The 15,041-nt window shown below is 45.5% G+C and carries 19 protein-coding genes and 1 pseudogene; all 20 read right to left on the reverse strand.

Annotated elements, in window-relative coordinates; all coding sequences use genetic code 11:
- Positions 1-8: 8 nt before the first annotated feature.
- Positions 9-869, reverse strand: a complete 861-nt coding sequence (locus ACIFSR_RS13900; RefSeq protein ID WP_430057883.1) for a heptaprenyl diphosphate synthase component 1 — start codon at positions 867-869, stop codon at positions 9-11.
- A gap of 125 nt (positions 870-994) precedes the next feature.
- Positions 995-1,570 (reverse strand): hypothetical protein, encoded by a 576-nt coding sequence (locus tag ACIFSR_RS13905; protein ID WP_430057885.1) that lies wholly within the window; start codon positions 1,568-1,570, stop codon positions 995-997.
- A gap of 160 nt (positions 1,571-1,730) precedes the next feature.
- Entirely contained in the window at positions 1,731-1,952 is a 222-nt protein-coding gene (mtrB, locus tag ACIFSR_RS13910; RefSeq protein WP_054024369.1) for a trp RNA-binding attenuation protein MtrB, read from the reverse strand.
- Between the two features lie 227 nt (positions 1,953-2,179).
- Positions 2,180-2,479: pseudogene (locus ACIFSR_RS13915) on the reverse strand (HU family DNA-binding protein); the annotation flags it as partial.
- Between the two features lie 205 nt (positions 2,480-2,684).
- On the reverse strand, positions 2,685-4,163 hold the full coding sequence (spoIVA, locus tag ACIFSR_RS13920) for a stage IV sporulation protein A (RefSeq protein ID WP_076271348.1): 1,479 nt from the start codon (positions 4,161-4,163) through the stop codon (positions 2,685-2,687).
- Between the two features lie 295 nt (positions 4,164-4,458).
- Positions 4,459-5,211 (reverse strand): hypothetical protein, encoded by a 753-nt coding sequence (locus ACIFSR_RS13925; RefSeq protein WP_339203279.1) that lies wholly within the window; start codon positions 5,209-5,211, stop codon positions 4,459-4,461.
- Between the two features lie 128 nt (positions 5,212-5,339).
- Positions 5,340-5,687: a 2Fe-2S iron-sulfur cluster-binding protein gene (locus ACIFSR_RS13930; RefSeq protein ID WP_339203281.1), complete on the reverse strand. Its 348-nt coding sequence runs from the start codon at positions 5,685-5,687 to the stop codon at positions 5,340-5,342.
- Positions 5,675-6,289, reverse strand: a complete 615-nt coding sequence (locus ACIFSR_RS13935; RefSeq protein WP_430057887.1) for a nucleotidyltransferase domain-containing protein — start codon at positions 6,287-6,289, stop codon at positions 5,675-5,677. Before ACIFSR_RS13935 ends, ACIFSR_RS13930 begins: the two co-directional genes overlap by 13 nt.
- A gap of 32 nt (positions 6,290-6,321) precedes the next feature.
- Complete coding sequence (locus tag ACIFSR_RS13940) at positions 6,322-6,618, reverse strand: 2Fe-2S iron-sulfur cluster-binding protein (RefSeq protein ID WP_076271352.1); 297 nt, start codon at positions 6,616-6,618, stop codon at positions 6,322-6,324.
- 55 nt (positions 6,619-6,673) lie between these two features.
- Complete coding sequence (locus ACIFSR_RS13945; RefSeq protein ID WP_076271353.1) at positions 6,674-6,853, reverse strand: DUF2768 family protein; 180 nt, start codon at positions 6,851-6,853, stop codon at positions 6,674-6,676.
- 136 nt (positions 6,854-6,989) lie between these two features.
- Complete coding sequence (locus ACIFSR_RS13950; protein ID WP_076271354.1) at positions 6,990-7,265, reverse strand: stage VI sporulation protein F; 276 nt, start codon at positions 7,263-7,265, stop codon at positions 6,990-6,992.
- 81 nt (positions 7,266-7,346) lie between these two features.
- Positions 7,347-8,357, reverse strand: coding sequence for an NAD(P)H-dependent glycerol-3-phosphate dehydrogenase (locus ACIFSR_RS13955; RefSeq protein ID WP_430057889.1), 1,011 nt, complete (start codon positions 8,355-8,357; stop codon positions 7,347-7,349).
- 34 nt (positions 8,358-8,391) lie between these two features.
- On the reverse strand, positions 8,392-8,988 hold the full coding sequence (gene plsY, locus ACIFSR_RS13960) for a glycerol-3-phosphate 1-O-acyltransferase PlsY (RefSeq protein WP_076271355.1): 597 nt from the start codon (positions 8,986-8,988) through the stop codon (positions 8,392-8,394).
- A 12-nt stretch (positions 8,989-9,000) separates the two neighbouring features.
- Complete coding sequence (der, locus tag ACIFSR_RS13965; RefSeq protein WP_076271356.1) at positions 9,001-10,323, reverse strand: ribosome biogenesis GTPase Der; 1,323 nt, start codon at positions 10,321-10,323, stop codon at positions 9,001-9,003.
- Between the two features lie 77 nt (positions 10,324-10,400).
- A complete protein-coding gene (locus tag ACIFSR_RS13970; RefSeq protein WP_076271357.1) occupies positions 10,401-10,580 on the reverse strand; it encodes a capping complex subunit for YIEGIA in 180 nt (59 codons plus the stop codon).
- Complete coding sequence (locus tag ACIFSR_RS13975; RefSeq protein ID WP_430057891.1) at positions 10,573-11,490, reverse strand: YIEGIA family protein; 918 nt, start codon at positions 11,488-11,490, stop codon at positions 10,573-10,575. Before ACIFSR_RS13975 ends, ACIFSR_RS13970 begins: the two co-directional genes overlap by 8 nt.
- Positions 11,490-12,134: a YphA family membrane protein gene (locus ACIFSR_RS13980; protein WP_430057893.1), complete on the reverse strand. Its 645-nt coding sequence runs from the start codon at positions 12,132-12,134 to the stop codon at positions 11,490-11,492. Before ACIFSR_RS13980 ends, ACIFSR_RS13975 begins: the two co-directional genes overlap by 1 nt.
- Positions 12,135-12,328: 194 nt before the next feature.
- A complete protein-coding gene (rpsA, locus tag ACIFSR_RS13985; protein ID WP_339203290.1) occupies positions 12,329-13,564 on the reverse strand; it encodes a 30S ribosomal protein S1 in 1,236 nt (411 codons plus the stop codon).
- A gap of 81 nt (positions 13,565-13,645) precedes the next feature.
- A complete protein-coding gene (locus ACIFSR_RS13990) occupies positions 13,646-14,224 on the reverse strand; it encodes a lysophospholipid acyltransferase family protein (RefSeq protein ID WP_339203291.1) in 579 nt (192 codons plus the stop codon).
- Between the two features lie 3 nt (positions 14,225-14,227).
- Positions 14,228-14,896 (reverse strand): (d)CMP kinase, encoded by a 669-nt coding sequence (gene cmk / locus ACIFSR_RS13995; protein WP_339209675.1) that lies wholly within the window; start codon positions 14,894-14,896, stop codon positions 14,228-14,230.
- Positions 14,897-15,041 lie beyond the last annotated feature (145 nt).

Below are 15,041 nucleotides of genomic sequence, written 5' to 3' on the forward strand. Positions count from 1 at the left end.
CACCTCGTCTAATTGAGTGCAGGCGTGTAATCGGTTTTTTCGTTAAATAGATTATCGACGATAGTCGTCAATTCTCCAAGCAACTTGTCCGATTCCAGCTTGCCAGCCAAAACCTTCACTGAATCTGCTGAGACCTTCAGCTTCGCTATAAGCTGGCTGCGCACCTTATATTTTTCCACTAAACTGTTAATAAATGCAGGTTCATACATACGCTGAGAGAGCTGCATGCGCTCATCTTCTGACCCCGCTTGCAAGATATGCCAATAGGACCAGCTTTTATCGAACGTAGCTGGGTTCTCGCAGCGCTTGATTTCATCAACTATAACCTCGCACCGGCTAATGCCATCCAGAATCCCTGGCCAGACGCGAGAAAGCTCGCCCTCCAGCACCTCTGTGAAAATCTGGAACAACGTGCTCTTAAGCTGAACCGCAAGACCTAAGTATTCTTCTGAGGTCATCTTAAGCTGCCTCATTCGAACGTAAAGATTAACTTTTAGTCTGTTGACCTCACTAACCGCGCTGCTGATTTTGGAAACCATCTCAATTTCGCCGGCTTGCGAGAGCAATTGATAAAAAGTTGCGCTAAAGTAGTCCCCTGCCAGCACCTTAAGCTGCCTTGAACGCATCTCCGGCTCAGAGCGCTGCTCTTGGTGTGTGTCGATTAAATCATGCGTATCCATTCCTAGCTGAACGAGAGATACGACGAGCGTGTAGAGCTCACTGTGGGTCTGTAGCGACGCTTGCTGGCTCAGGAAGGCGTGTAGCAAGCGAAGCCTTGCATTCGCTAAGTCAGGAAGAGACGTATGCTCCTCGATCATGTCATATTTCACATATTTTTGAGCTATTTCAGGTATACGGTATGTTCTCATTGGGGAAGCCTCCGAACAGAGAAGCGCAAATCGCCGCTCAATAATCTAAACTATTATAGCACAACTTAATCTAAAGAACATATGATTGAGCCTGCTTGTTCAACAAATTGCAATATACATCACCTTTATTGCTGCGAAATGGAGGAAGGCTTTACAGTAAATCCCGATACTGGTCCAAAACGTTTTTCCCAGGCCGATGTAAAGCTAACTCTTAGCCTCTTTCTCCACAGCTCATCATGCACAGGATCCGCTTGTACAAGATGATCCAGCTCCGTAATAAGCCAATCGTCGGTTTTCCGCACATCAACAGCAGCAAGCAGAGCATCGCCTTCTGATTGCGCCTCAATGATCCGAATCAGAATACGCTTCACATTCTCTAGCTGCATAAAAGAGACACGAATAAGCTTCTCAACATCCGAGAACCAAATTGCCGGCCGGCCTTCAATGGTGCTTACCCGCATATCGATCGATAAAACGCCGTTATTCCATTCCGCTTTATTCAACCGCTCATGAAGCTGAGTTGCAATGAGCACATCTACCAAATTGTTATTGGAGAGCCTTACGACCGGCGTCGTGCGAAAAACAGCCACGTCGCCGCGGTTTGCCGAATGCTGCCATCCTGCATGAGGAAGCCATGTAAATAATAATGTAGCTGCTATCGCAGTCACACAAGCTGTTAGAAGTGGTTTTCCGATGTTCACTCTGCACCTCCGAATATAAACTTATCACCTTAACCTTTAAATTCACTCGATCCGCATGAATATAAAGTCCCATCTCTCATTGTACGAGCGGTGCAGGATGATTATTCGGACTGCCGGCAGGCAAAAAAAAGCAGGCATAGCCTGCTTTGCACATTCGTTGTTACTGATCGGTTTCCATCGTACCGTATTTCGTCATCACGACCGCTTTACCTCGAATTTTTATAGCTGAAGTATGATCGGTAAATTGGCAAATTAAAATTTCGTTCTTATCCAACTTTTCCGTATGATGAAATTTTGTGTCAAGCCCGCGTGTTAATCCGATGACTTGAACGCCTTGATCTTTTGCCTTTACGACAATGTACTCGCCATGTGTAGGCTCCATCGTTATCCCTCCGCATCCGTAATTCCATACTATCCATGTGAATTATAGTGGATGTGTAACGTTTGTGCAATCCATTCTATCATGCAAATAAACAAATAACGCCCGAACGGTATCCCGTTCGAGCGAAATTAGACCGAATTATAAGCAGTAACATCAAGCTTATATTCCGTGGCATATGGATGCTTGCCGCCAAACATCGGCGTCAATGCAGTTAAGCTGGAGTATGCTTAATTGGATACGAGGTCCTTGAGTGATTTTCCTGGTTTGAATGCAGGCGTTTTGCTTGCTGCGATCTCAATAGGATCTCCAGTTTGCGGATTGCGGCCTTTACGTGCTTGGCGCTCGCGAACTTCGAAATTACCAAACCCAACCAATTGGACTTTATCCCCGCTTTGCAGCGCATCGGATATCGCATCAAAAACAGCATCAACTGCTTTCGTTGCATCTTTCTTCGAAAGATCAGTCAATTCAGCTACTTTTGTAATCAAATCTGTTTTGTTCATTGTTTCACCTCCTCCAAAGTGCTTTGTGTACTTTTTTTTGGTGTAAGCATATAAACTCTCATCTTATCCCTCTTATTAACGGAAAACTTCAAAAATATACCTTTTAACCGAACAAACCTATAGTAATACAGCCGTTTGCCAATTTCAAGTGCCAACCTGCATTTCCTGCAAAACAAATAAAACCGCTCCCTTTACGGCAGCGGCTTATTCGAATACTAGTATCGATCAACTACAGAATGATAGCAATCAATCCCCCGGAGCCCTCGTTGATAATACGTCCGAGCGTTTCCTGCAGCTTGTAGCGGGCATTATCCGGCATCATTGCAATTTTGCCCTGAATGCCTTCTCTCACAATCGAATGCAGGGAACGACCGAATATATCAGACTCCCAAATCTTGATTGGATCATTCTCAAAGTCTTGCATTAAGTATCTTACAAGCTCTTCGCTTTGCTTCTCCGTGCCGATAATCGGAGCAAATTCCGATTCCACGTCGACGCGGATCATATGGATGGATGGTGCTGTTGCCTTCAGTCTAACCCCAAAGCGTGAACCTTGGCGGATTAACTCCGGCTCGTCGAGTGCCATTTCCGCAAGTGTCGGTGCTGCAATGCCGTATCCAGTTGTCTTGACCATTTCCAGCGCTTCTGCAAAACGGTCATATTCCCTCTTGGCATGAGAGAACTCTTGCATCAACTGAAGCAAGTGGTCTTTGCCGCGAATCTCAACGCCGACTACTTCCATCAAAATACGGTCATACAGCTCATCTGGCGCGTACAAGTCGATTTCTGCTACGCCCTGCCCCATATTCATGCCGCTTAGTCCAGCTTTGGCGATGAAGTCATATTCCATGAACTGGGTTACTACTCGGTCCACATCGCGCAGCCGGCGAATATCTTTAACCGTATCGCGAACGGAGCTCTCATAGTTGCTGCGCAGCCAGTGCCGATCATTAAGCACCATGACCCAGCTTGGTAAATTAACATTTACCTCATGGACAGGGAATTCATAGAGCACTTCACGCAATACCGAGATGACTTCTTCCTCACCCATCGTAGCTACGCTAAGCGTCATTACTGGAATGTCATATTTAGCTTGCAGCTCGTTTCGCAGTTGCAGCGCCTCTTCACCCTTAGGACGAGTGGAGTTGATGATGAGGACAAATGGCTTGCCGACTTCTTTCAGCTCGTTTATAACACGCTCTTCTGCTACAACATAGGAGCTGCGCGGAATTTCTGCGATAGAGCCGTCTGTCGTAACAACAACACCGAGTGTAGAATGCTCTTGGATTACTTTACGCGTCCCGATCTCAGCCGCTTCCTGGAACGGGATCGGCTCATCGAACCAAGGAGTTGTAATCATTCGTGGACCATTTTCATCCTCATAGCCCTTCGCGCCTTCAACCGCATATCCAACACAATCGACGAGTCTCATGTTTACCTCAAGTCCATCGGTAACTCTGAGCTGCACCGCTTGATTCGGAACAAATTTAGGCTCTGTTGTCATAATCGTCTTACCTGCGGCGCTTTGAGGAAGTTCGTCCACGGCTCTCGCACGGTCTGATTCGTTCGCAATGTTCGGAAGTACAACCGTCTCCATAAACCGTTTAATAAACGTTGATTTGCCCGTCCGGACAGCCCCGACAACTCCGAGGTAAATATCCCCGCCGGTTCTTTCGGCTATGTCCTTGAAAATATCTACTTTCTCCACTGAATATCCCCTCCCAATTGATTTTTCCGGTTCGCCGCCATCCACCGGTCAATAGGGCAGGCCAGCGACGCAACTCGTACATGCTTTTTGGACTAGTAACATCTTATGTGCAAGCTTTCCGATTATGACGATTCCTTCAATGAAATCTTTTTTTGTTCCTCTGCGGGGCTTCCCTTCCAAGATTGAGTTATATGAGAAAATAAGCAAATCTATGACCCAAACAGCCAAAAAAACCTCTCCGAGACGATAGTCAAGGAGAGGTTTGGAACTAGCTTATTGAGGAATGTGCATGAAGTTAAGGTTTTACAGCTTGCGGCTCATTATTTACAAAGTGATAGACCGGAGCTTTGACAGGGACAAAGTCTGATCCATCGACGAGCAATGTACGCAAATCAAAATCTGCCTCAAAATCATTTTTTCCACTCTTTTGTATGTATTGCATGATATCTATCCCATAATCGGAAAATACTACCCCATTCTCATCCACGATTGCTTGAATCGTTTGTCCTGAAAACACGCTTCGAATCGTTGGGGCTGTTTTGCTCATTGCTTTGTAATCGATTTGATAAAACCCTGGGTATGTTTCCTCGCCCTTTGGAAGGACACTGTTTGTTTGGATATAAGAAGTTACCCAGCTCTGAATATCATTAATTTTTTGAAATGCCAAAATATCAAGCAGCTTCACTCTAGGCTTACTCTCTTCATCAATAATAAGGTAGCTGTAATTGCCGCCTTTTTCAAAAGCAGAAGAAGGTATATCCGACATATAGCCTGTCCGATTTAGCACTCCAAAATCAATATAAAATTTCTCATACTTCGGTGTGTCAGCGGTACTGTTTTTCATGGGCAGCATGCCCGTTTCGGACTGATATTGATCAATCGCCGCCTGAACATTGCGAACAGCTTCTTTCGGAGCAACTTGGTTTTGCTTCATTTGACTTTTCGGATACATGCAGCCCGATAAAGCAAATAGCAAAACAATCAAAGCAGAGAATGCTGCGAACTGGCGTATGTAACGGGGCAGCCTTCCCATAAATAATCCATTCATTTTTTTGTAACCTCCTAATGGTTTGCGAAGCAAACCTGCTTCGTAAGGATATGCTTAGGTTTGCGAAGCAAACCTGCTTCGTAAGGATATGCTTAGGTTTGCGAAGCAAACCTGCTTCGTCGTTCAGCCTACCATAAATCATCGTTTTCCTCTGCTTGCCTTGCGAGCTGCCTTACAACTGCCGCTCGCAGCGGATCTAAAGGAATTTCCACATCCACTTTTCCAGCTACTCTAGCTTGGCATGATAAACGTTCATGATTTCCGTCTAATCCAGACAGTTTGTTTCTCTCCACATCACCAATCGGCTGCAGCTGGCTTCCCGGCCTCACAGTGACCTTGCACATGAAGCAAGCAGCTTTGCCCCCGCAACGTGTGCGAATCGGTATATTCGCACGTCTAGCAGCGTCTAACAGCGTTGTGCCCGGCTTCACCTTAATGCTCTTGCCCGATGGCCAAAAAGTAACTACTCCATCCATGACAAGCCACCGCCCTTTCGATAAGACAACAGCTGATGAAGAGTACGCCTTGCCTCAGCGGTGAATGTATTGTTAGTTTCAATCGCAAGGAATGCACCCTCATGCTGAGCAGGTGCTTTTGCAATCGCTTGAACGATTAAATCAACGCGATCCATCCGATCTCGCAAGAAATTAAACCACAGCTCATGCGCAAGCGGAACGATCGCTACTGAATAATTAGCATCGTTTAACAGCACTTGCTCTGAGAAAGGCATCAGTAATTTATTAACCATCGTCTCATACTTACTGCCTTGAGCACTCACCTCGAACCCGCCGACGAGCTCTACCTGTATTCCTTGTATAATAAAATGGCTGAGCGTTGATCGATACATCTCTGTCACGCTTAATGTTGGTTGATCCTGGGCAAAAGGCTCAAGAGCATCATAAATTTCTTGTACATTCTCTTCATCACAATAAATGTCCAAATCACGCGGATCGTTTGAAAGTTCAAGTCCTCGAAGCATTAGACTGGCGCTTCCGCCAATAATCCACTGCGCCTGACATGATTCTGTCGCTTTTTTAACGGCAGCCAGCGCTTTATGAATGCGTTCATTTTCTGACATCGCTGGCACTTCCTTCATCAGTAGCTTATGCATTAAAAATAAGGCTTGTTGGCTGCTGCGATTTTCGCATCTGCACTTTTGACGATGGCCTGGCAGCCGAGCCGGTAACCTTCCTCAAACTCCTCCGGCTCAAGGCGGTCCCACTCCTCGTCCGTAATGCCTTCAAGATGCTCCATGCCTTCGGTTACCAAGCAGCGGCAACGGGCACAGGTTCCTCTCGCACAAGAGAAGCTCCAATCAATCTCATGCTTAAGTGCATGATCAAGCAGCGACAAGCCTTCTTCTGCTTTTACAACAGCTGTTTTGGTTCTACCCTTTAATTCAATCATTGTATGTCAAAAACTCCCTTTTGTTAGTGAACGACCGTCCCCTATGTAATAAGAACTAAATAATGGATATAAGTCCGCATACAAAACCAATAATTAGAACAATAAATGCAATTAACGAAAGAATAAATTTCACTGCGCCTTTCGTTTTCAAACGAGCAAACGTAATTAAAAGGGCCGCAATCGCCATCATTCCAATGCCGAATAGCGAAACCCACATTTTTGTCATAGCATCCATAGAAATTCCATTCTCCTAATCTATATCATAATGAATTCTCACCCATTATAACATCGCACAAAAAAAAGGACAAAAGCTGACAGAACACTTTGCCGAATAAAATATTCGGGGCGCTCCACGCTTTTGCCGCAATTTTTTATTTTTTTATCATCATTTTCATGATTGCTTCCATATTGCTGGCGCTCATGCCGCTGGCTTTGACAGCTCTTACGATATCATTAATCGTAGATTCCGTAACCTTGACCTTAGCCACTTCCGACACTTGCTTAATCAGCTTGCGAAGCTCAGCTTCGTCAGTCATCGTCTGTGCTGTAACTCCGCTGGCAAGCTTTTTGACTGAGCTCTCGGAAATTCCTTTGCCCGTCTTTTTATTGATCGAATTAAGAATGTCCTTGGAGAAATCCCTCGCCATACTCTACACCTCCAGCATGCGCATGTGTATTGCTCCATGCATCATATGAGAAGGCAAGAAGATTGGTGTAGGCGCTGGTCCTTAGCCTAACTCTTCGATCTCATGCGTCCGCAGCCTGCCCATCAAATGCTCAACAGCAGTCCTAGGCGCTTTGTTCGCGAACAATACCTCATATAACTGAAACGTAATCGGCATCTCAACATCGTACTCTTTGGCTAAACTGTAAGCCGCACGCGTCGTACGAACACCTTCTACGACCATTCCCATCCGAGTGAGCACATCATCTAGAGGTGTGCCATCTGCAAGCATGTAGCCAGCACGCCAATTTCGACTGTGCTTGCTTGTGCAAGTAACGACAAGATCGCCTACGCCAGCTAATCCAGCAAAAGTGAGCGGATTCGCCCCCATTGCCGTTCCAAGCCTGCTGATCTCCGCTAGGCCCCGAGTTAATAAAGCAGCCTTGGCATTGTCGCCAAACTGAAGCCCATCCGTCAAGCCTGCACCTAATGCAATAATGTTTTTGATGGCTCCAGCCACTTCCACACCAACGACATCCGGATTGGTATACACTCGGAAATGCGTATTCATGAGCGCATCCTGGGCTTGCTCAGCTGCTTTCAAATCAGTTGAAGCAACAACTACTGTAGTAGGCTGCTTCAAAATAACCTCTTCAGCATGGCTTGGTCCTGATAAAACAACAAGCTGTTCCATCGGTCGACCAAGCTCTTCCGAAAGTACAGTCGTCATCCGCTTCAAAGTATCCGTTTCAAAGCCCTTTGTTGCATGAACAACAAGTGTCTTATCCGATAGAAACGGTGCCGCTTGCTTAGCTACCTCGCGCATTGCACCAGAAGGCGCAACGAACAAAGCGAGCTCAGCATCCTGCAGTGCATCCTTTAAGTCCGTAGTTGCATGGATTAGCTCAGGAAGCTGTACACCAGGCAAAAACTTGCTATTCTCATGGCTGAGGTTAATGTTCTCCGCTTGTTCCGTACTGCGTGTCCATAGCTTTACATGATAGCCATTTCTCGCGAGTACAGAAGCAAGAGCAGTGCCCCAACTTCCAGCAACCAGCACTGCCGCATTTTTCATTGTTGATGAATCCTGCTTTGTCATGCGACGCTCACTACCCTTTCTTTGCACCTAACTTGTTTTCTGTTCCTTGAAACAGCTTTACAATATTCGACCGATGGCGTACGAATGCAAAAATACATATCAGAAGACTTGCACAAAGTAAAGGAACCGAATAATAGAACAAAGTAATAAATAATGGCGTTAAAGCAGCAAACAATAATGAGCCAAGCGATACGTATCTGGTCAAAGCAATTGTCGCAATGGCAATGGCTCCTGCACAAAGTGCAGGCACGAAAGCAAGGGTCGCAATGACACCTACAGTCGTTGCAATGCCTTTGCCTCCTTTAAAGCGGAACCAAATCGGCCAGTTATGGCCTATGATTGCGGCTAATCCGCACAAAACTGGAATCCAGTCGTTTTCACTAAGAGCGCGGCCAATAAATACAGCTGCTACCCCTTTGCCGATATCGAGTAAAAACACCAGTAAGCCCGGCCCTTTGCCGAGCACCCTGAGTGTATTCGTAGCACCAGCGTTTCCACTGCCGTGCTGACGTATATCGATACCTTTCACCCATTTTGCAATAACGATGCTAAATGAAATTGAGCCTAACAAATAGCTTAAAGCAACCGCGATTACTCCGTATAACAAGCTACTTCTCCCCTAATCTTCTTCGGACTTACGACGCGAGAATATGCGTATAGGAGTCCCTTCAAAATTAAATGCAGCACGAATTTTATTTTCCAAATAGCGCTCATACGAGAAATGCATAATTTCCGGATCATTGACAAAAACAACAATCGTCGGAGGTTTGATCGCTACTTGCGTAACATAGTTGATGCGTAGACGCTTGCCTTTGTCGGATGGCGGCGGATTAATCGCTACTGCATCCGAAACGACGTCATTAAGAAGATGAGTCTGAATGCGCATTGCATGCTGTTCAGAAACATGCTTCACAACAGGCAACAGCTTATGCAAACGCGTTTTGGTTAATGCTGATAAATAAACGATCGGTGCATAAGACATGAACAAGAAATGATCACGAATATTTTGCGAGAAGTTTTGCATGGTCTTCTCATCTTTTTCGATGACATCCCACTTGTTCACAACAAATATCGATGCTTTTCCTGCTTCATGAGCATAACCAGCAATATGCTTGTCCTGCTCGATGATGCCTTCTTCACCGTTAATCAGCACTAGAACAACATCTGCGCGTTCAATCGCTTTCATCGCACGCATTACGCTGTACTTCTCTGTGGATTCATACACTTTGCCGCGTTTACGCATGCCGGCTGTATCAATGAGCACATAACGCTGCCCATCACGCTCGAAAGGTGTATCAATGGCGTCACGAGTCGTACCCGCTACATTGCTTACAATTACACGGTCTTCGCCAAGCAGTGCATTCACTAGAGATGATTTCCCAACGTTAGGACGGCCGATTAATGCAACACGGATGACATCCTCATCGTAGCCATCATCGGTTAGATCCGGAAGCAAAGCGACAGCAGCATCAAGTAAATCACCGATACCTAGTCCATGCGAGCCGGAAATTGCGATTGGTTCACCAAAGCCAAGTCCATAAAACTCATAAACTTCATCCATGCGGCCATGATTATCAACTTTATTAACTGCAAGCACAACGGGCTTGCCCGAACGGAATAGCATTTGAGCAACTTCATCATCCGCATGCGTCAAGCCTGTTTTCGCATCCGCCATAAAGATAATTACATCTGCTTCTTCAATTGCGAGTTCAGCCTGCATACGCACAGATTTCATAATTTCATCTTCGCCATCGATTTCAATACCGCCAGTATCAATAATGCTGAACGGTTTTCCATTCCATTCTCCGGTGCCATAAAGCCTGTCACGAGTGACGCCCGGTTTATCCTCAACAATTGCTAGACGGTCGCCGATGACCCGATTAAAAATCGTGGATTTCCCCACATTCGGACGACCGACAATAGCGATAACGGGTCTTGCCATGTTTGTTTTCCACTCCTTCAAAAATACTCACGCTATCCATCATAGCAAAAAAGTGCGTTCTTGGCTAACTTTTCATATTATCGGTGATTGACCAGTATGATTGTACCGTTCTTTAAATCATGCGCACTCGCATCCAAAATCTTCTCGAGCAGAAACGAGGTTTCTTCCAATTTATCTACATTTTCTGCAATAAAAATCGGCGCTCCGCCACTAACCGCATCTGCATGAATGGATACCACAGCTAAGATTTCAGCCATTTCCCTCCGCCCCTTTCTTGTTCACAGATGCTTCTGTCGGCATGCGAACAGCAGATTCCAAAATCGGCACTCGCATGATAACTGCTTTCCCTTTATCTGCATCCAACTCCTGTGGCAATATAAATACAGCCAATCGTCCATCCTTCATATCCAGCTTCGCCATAGGTATTAAAGCAGGCTCTCCATCATCGCGATATACCCCTAAAATCGTAGCCAAATCGTAAAGAATAGCTTGCCGTTGACCAAGATTGCTTAAAGTAACTTTTCCATTTGAGTTGAAGGGAGTCAAAATAAACCCCATGCCACGCGCTGCAATGATTTCTTGGTTGCTCTTCAAACCTACGTTCATAATATAAACGTTATCAACAAACAAGTCCGGTCCATCCACTCGAACCTTCGCGGCTTGCACCTTTGCAATATGGGAGACAGCTTTGCCTGATTTCAGCTTCTCGACGACTAAGAGCGAGATAACTCCCGCTATCATCCCCACCCATATATTTACTAATATCCCAAATAGACTTGTAAGCAATGCCGTCATAATAACTAAGTAATTTCGCCCTTCAAATACCATGGCGATTCCTTCAATATATGTCGAACCGCGTCCTACCAGCTCCATACTGTCGATTTTCGTCAACGTTTCGCGTTCCATTTTTCGCACATCTCTAAATTGCTGAGCAGCTAAAGTTAGGAAAGTAATTGCAGTGTAATCTTTGTTAAATAGCGCCGGCACAGCAACAGCTCCTAATGCCGCTGCAATTACGCCTAATGATATGTGGATGATTCGACCATGAGGATAAGTTGGATACTGGCGATAATCCGTCCTAAGCATGAGCAAGCGAGAGATAAGCCCAAAAGCAATCCCAAGGAGGACACCGACCAAATATTTGTTTTCAACGAGAAAATGCTGCATTAGGATGGACGCCCTCCCTTTATATGCCAAAGTATTACGCTGAGCTTGGAAAACACTAATCGAACCGATTTTAGCAGCAAACTGCAAGTCATCGCTGTAGCCAGCGCAATCCAAAAACTGTCCCACCAAGCTAAATTGCCAATATGTGCGGTGTGTGCTCCTAATTGAAGGGCAGTGTTTAACGTTTCGCCAAGCACCGCTCCCCAAACGATCATCCCAAATTGATGTTTTACATGCGAGGTAAACGCGCCGCAAAAAATTCCACAAAGCAAAGGAGCATCCCAGCTCGGATCAATCCAATGAAAAACAGGATCAAAGCTATACATTTTGCGGATGAACCCCCATATGACAGCAATCATTATTGTGCACAATATTAAGTACCCTAGATAACTCCAATCCTCGGCTTTCTTAAATGCGAGTATGCCTAACAGCAATAGAAGACAAACACTCATTTGGAGCTCGACCTGAATATGGCCTTGTAACGGCTTCCACCAAAACGAAACACCCATCAGTGCGATTAATACAATGCTAAGAAGCGACAACATACGACGGCTGATATCGGGAGCTATAAACGGCTTCCAGCCTGTCGTAATAAGGATAAACATAATAATCATAATCCAAATCGACATATATCCGGGATTCAACGTTATCTCACCTCTTGTACCCCCTATTATGCACCAAAAAAAAGGAGCTATTCCTGCGAGTTTTCGCAGAAATAGCTCCTTTTTGTAAATATAAGAAAGTATATCATTTGCTTCTACTTATCTTACATTTCTCCGTCAAAGCTGCCTCAGCATCCAGAGGACGCTGAAGGCGTTTTTGATTGATATAATAAATATTATTTAAGGTTTTTAAGCTTGTCGCCGAAACGCTCTGCAAGTGAGTAGCTCATGCTCTCATTGCTCAAGCTTACATTCGGGTTATCGATTTTCTCGATTTTTGGTGAACGTGGTGCACGATCAGGTCTAGCGCTAGGAGCTGGTTGCTCAGGCGCTTCTTCTGTTTCTTTGATGCTTAGGCTAACGCGTTTTTCAGCAGGGTTAAAGTCAAGAACTTTCGCTTGAACTTCTTGGCCTTCTTGAAGAACTTCGTTAGGTGTAGCAATGTGACGGTGCGCGATTTGCGAGATGTGAACAAGACCTTCAACGCCTGGAGCGATTTCAACGAAAGCGCCGAATGGAACTAGGCGGCGAACAGTACCAGTTACGATATCGCCAATTGCAAATTGACCACCAGCAGAATCCCAAGGACCTGGTTGAGCGGCTTTCAAGCTAAGGCTGATTTTTCCAGCAGCTGGATCAACTTTAAGTACTTTAACGCGTACCGTTTGACCTTCAGAAACAACATCCTTCGGATGTGCAACATGCTGCCATGACAACTCGGATACGTGAACTAGGCCGTCAATGCCACCGATATCAACAAAAGCGCCGAATGGTGTAAGACGTTGAACTGTACCATCAAGTTCTTGACCTACTTCAAGCGCAGCAATAACTTGCTTTTTGCTTGATTCGAATTCAGCGTCAAGTACTTCTTTTTGAGACAAGATCACTTTGTTGTTCTCACGATCGATTTCTTTGATCTTAACGCGAAGCGTACGGCCTTTGTAACCTGCGAAATCTTCAACGAAATGACGCTCAACCATCGATGCCGGAATAAATCCGCGAACGCCTACGTCAGCAACAAGGCCGCCTTTTACAACGTCAGCAACAGCAACTTCAAATACTTCGCCGCTCTCAAAACGTTTTTCAAGAACATCCCATGCTTTTTCGCCGTCAACTTGACGTTTTGAAAGAACAAGCTTTTCTTTCTCGTCGTCGATGCTTACAACTTTAAGCTCAACCTCTTGACCGATTTGAACAGCATCCGCTGCGTTTTCAATCTGCACTGCAGAAAGCTCACGAACCGGAATAACACCGTCATATTTATATCCAAGGCTTACATAAGCTTGGTTATCTTCGATTTTGACGATCGTACCTTTAACGGAATCGCCTTTTTTCAAAGACACGAAATTATCCAAAGCGTCTTGGCTTACTTCTTCCGCCACGGATTCTTGCACATTAGTTTCTTCTGACATTGAAATAACCTCCTCAGTTCTAACCCCAACTTTATTTAAATCCGCAAGCGCCTAGAGCGAAAGCAGCATTTAAAACATAAATTAACGATTGTTTGCAGCTAACTCGCGAATGCGAGCCATAATGGCGTCTGTTACTTGCTCAAGCATATCAGGCGATGATTCTTCAATAATTGCAGTAAGATCAATAGGCTTGCCGTAACAAACGATTATTTTGCTGAATGGTCTATATTTACCGACAATGGCAACAGGAACGACTGCTGCGCCGCTGCGAACAGCAATCATGGCTGCACCCTTCTTGGCTGCTCCAGATTGATTGTTGCGAGAGCCCTCCGGGAAAATACCCATGACATTGCCTTCTTTCAGCAACGTGATCGCAGACTTGATAGCGTCCTTGCTCACACCGCCGCGTTTGACTGGAAACGCGCCAAACGAACGAATAAGAGGCCCAAATACGGGAACTTTAAATAATTCCTCTTTCGCCATAAAATAAACCTTGCGTTTCACCTTGACTCCAACCGTAGGCGGATCAAAGTTACTCAAATGATTCGAAGCGAGGACAACTGGTCCGTCGGCTGGAATATTTTCCGTGCCTCTAGCTTCTAATCGAAATAACACCGTGTAAATAACACGCAGGAGAAACCTAAAAATAAGATATGACATAGTTTACTTCGCCTCCGCCAATTTGGTTCGGCTTAATTTCACAATTGCATGAATTACTTCATCAATTGTCATGGCGGTGCTGTCGAGTACAATAGCATCCTCCGCACATATGAGCGGTGAGATGTCACGTTGCTCGTCCAAACGATCACGTTCTGCGATCTCCGCTTCCAATTGGGCAAGCGAAATGGTTTGAGTGTCCACTATTTCACGGTAACGGCGAAGTGCCCGTTCCTTAACGGATGCAGTCAGAAAAATTTTCAGTTCCGCATTTGGCAGCACATGTGAACCAATATCACGGCCATCCATTACAACGCCTTTACGCTCTGCAAGCTTGCGCTGCAAGTCGCCAAGAACTTCACGTACCGTTTCATTCGCAGCAATATGAGACACTTGAAGCGTCACTTCGCGCGAGCGAATCAATGCGGTTACATTTTCACCATTCACAAATACCGACTGGCCATGTTCACCAGGTTCAAGCTCAATCTCTAATGCTTTTACTAGTTCAGCAAGTTTGGCTGTCTGGTCCACCTTTACTTCTGCTCGCTGGGCGCTTAGTGTTACTGCGCGATACATAGAGCCTGTATCGATATACACATAGCCAAGCTGCTCGGCGACTTTCCGTGCAACCGTGCTCTTGCCCGCGCCTGCCGGCCCGTCAATTGCAATGTTCATACGGTCGCTGTCACCTTCGTGATGCACCACCTAAGGTCAACCCCCTTTTAGTAGAGACGGCTGGCCGAATGCATGTAAGAATGCGACGCAAACCTCTCAAGAAAAAAGCAGGCTTTGCCTGCGAACGTGAAAATTATACCACACT

Source organism: Paenibacillus sp. NRS-1760 (assembly GCF_050467785.1).
GTDB lineage: Bacteria > Bacillota > Bacilli > Paenibacillales > Paenibacillaceae > Pristimantibacillus.

Bases quoted from the DNA above. Each gene is read 5' to 3' on its own strand.
- ACIFSR_RS13900 (WP_430057883.1), bottom strand. From the start codon at position 869: ATGAGAACATACCGTATACCTGAAATAGCTCAAAAATATGTGAAATAT.
- mtrB (WP_054024369.1), bottom strand. From the start codon at position 1,952: ATGGAGCCTACACATGGCGAGTACATTGTCGTAAAGGCAAAAGATCAA.
- ACIFSR_RS13925 (WP_339203279.1), bottom strand. From the start codon at position 5,211: ATGAATGGATTATTTATGGGAAGGCTGCCCCGTTACATACGCCAGTTC.
- ACIFSR_RS13930 (WP_339203281.1), bottom strand. From the start codon at position 5,687: ATGGATGGAGTAGTTACTTTTTGGCCATCGGGCAAGAGCATTAAGGTG.
- ACIFSR_RS13935 (WP_430057887.1), bottom strand. From the start codon at position 6,289: ATGTCAGAAAATGAACGCATTCATAAAGCGCTGGCTGCCGTTAAAAAA.
- ACIFSR_RS13940 (WP_076271352.1), bottom strand. From the start codon at position 6,618: ATGATTGAATTAAAGGGTAGAACCAAAACAGCTGTTGTAAAAGCAGAA.
- ACIFSR_RS13945 (WP_076271353.1), bottom strand. From the start codon at position 6,853: ATGGATGCTATGACAAAAATGTGGGTTTCGCTATTCGGCATTGGAATG.
- ACIFSR_RS13950 (WP_076271354.1), bottom strand. From the start codon at position 7,265: ATGGCGAGGGATTTCTCCAAGGACATTCTTAATTCGATCAATAAAAAG.
- ACIFSR_RS13955 (WP_430057889.1), bottom strand. From the start codon at position 8,357: ATGAAAAATGCGGCAGTGCTGGTTGCTGGAAGTTGGGGCACTGCTCTT.
- der (WP_076271356.1), bottom strand. From the start codon at position 10,323: ATGGCAAGACCCGTTATCGCTATTGTCGGTCGTCCGAATGTGGGGAAA.
- ACIFSR_RS13970 (WP_076271357.1), bottom strand. From the start codon at position 10,580: ATGGCTGAAATCTTAGCTGTGGTATCCATTCATGCAGATGCGGTTAGT.
- ACIFSR_RS13975 (WP_430057891.1), bottom strand. From the start codon at position 11,490: ATGCAGCATTTTCTCGTTGAAAACAAATATTTGGTCGGTGTCCTCCTT.
- rpsA (WP_339203290.1), bottom strand. From the start codon at position 13,564: ATGTCAGAAGAAACTAATGTGCAAGAATCCGTGGCGGAAGAAGTAAGC.
- ACIFSR_RS13990 (WP_339203291.1), bottom strand. From the start codon at position 14,224: ATGTCATATCTTATTTTTAGGTTTCTCCTGCGTGTTATTTACACGGTG.
- cmk (WP_339209675.1), bottom strand. From the start codon at position 14,896: ATGAACATTGCAATTGACGGGCCGGCAGGCGCGGGCAAGAGCACGGTT.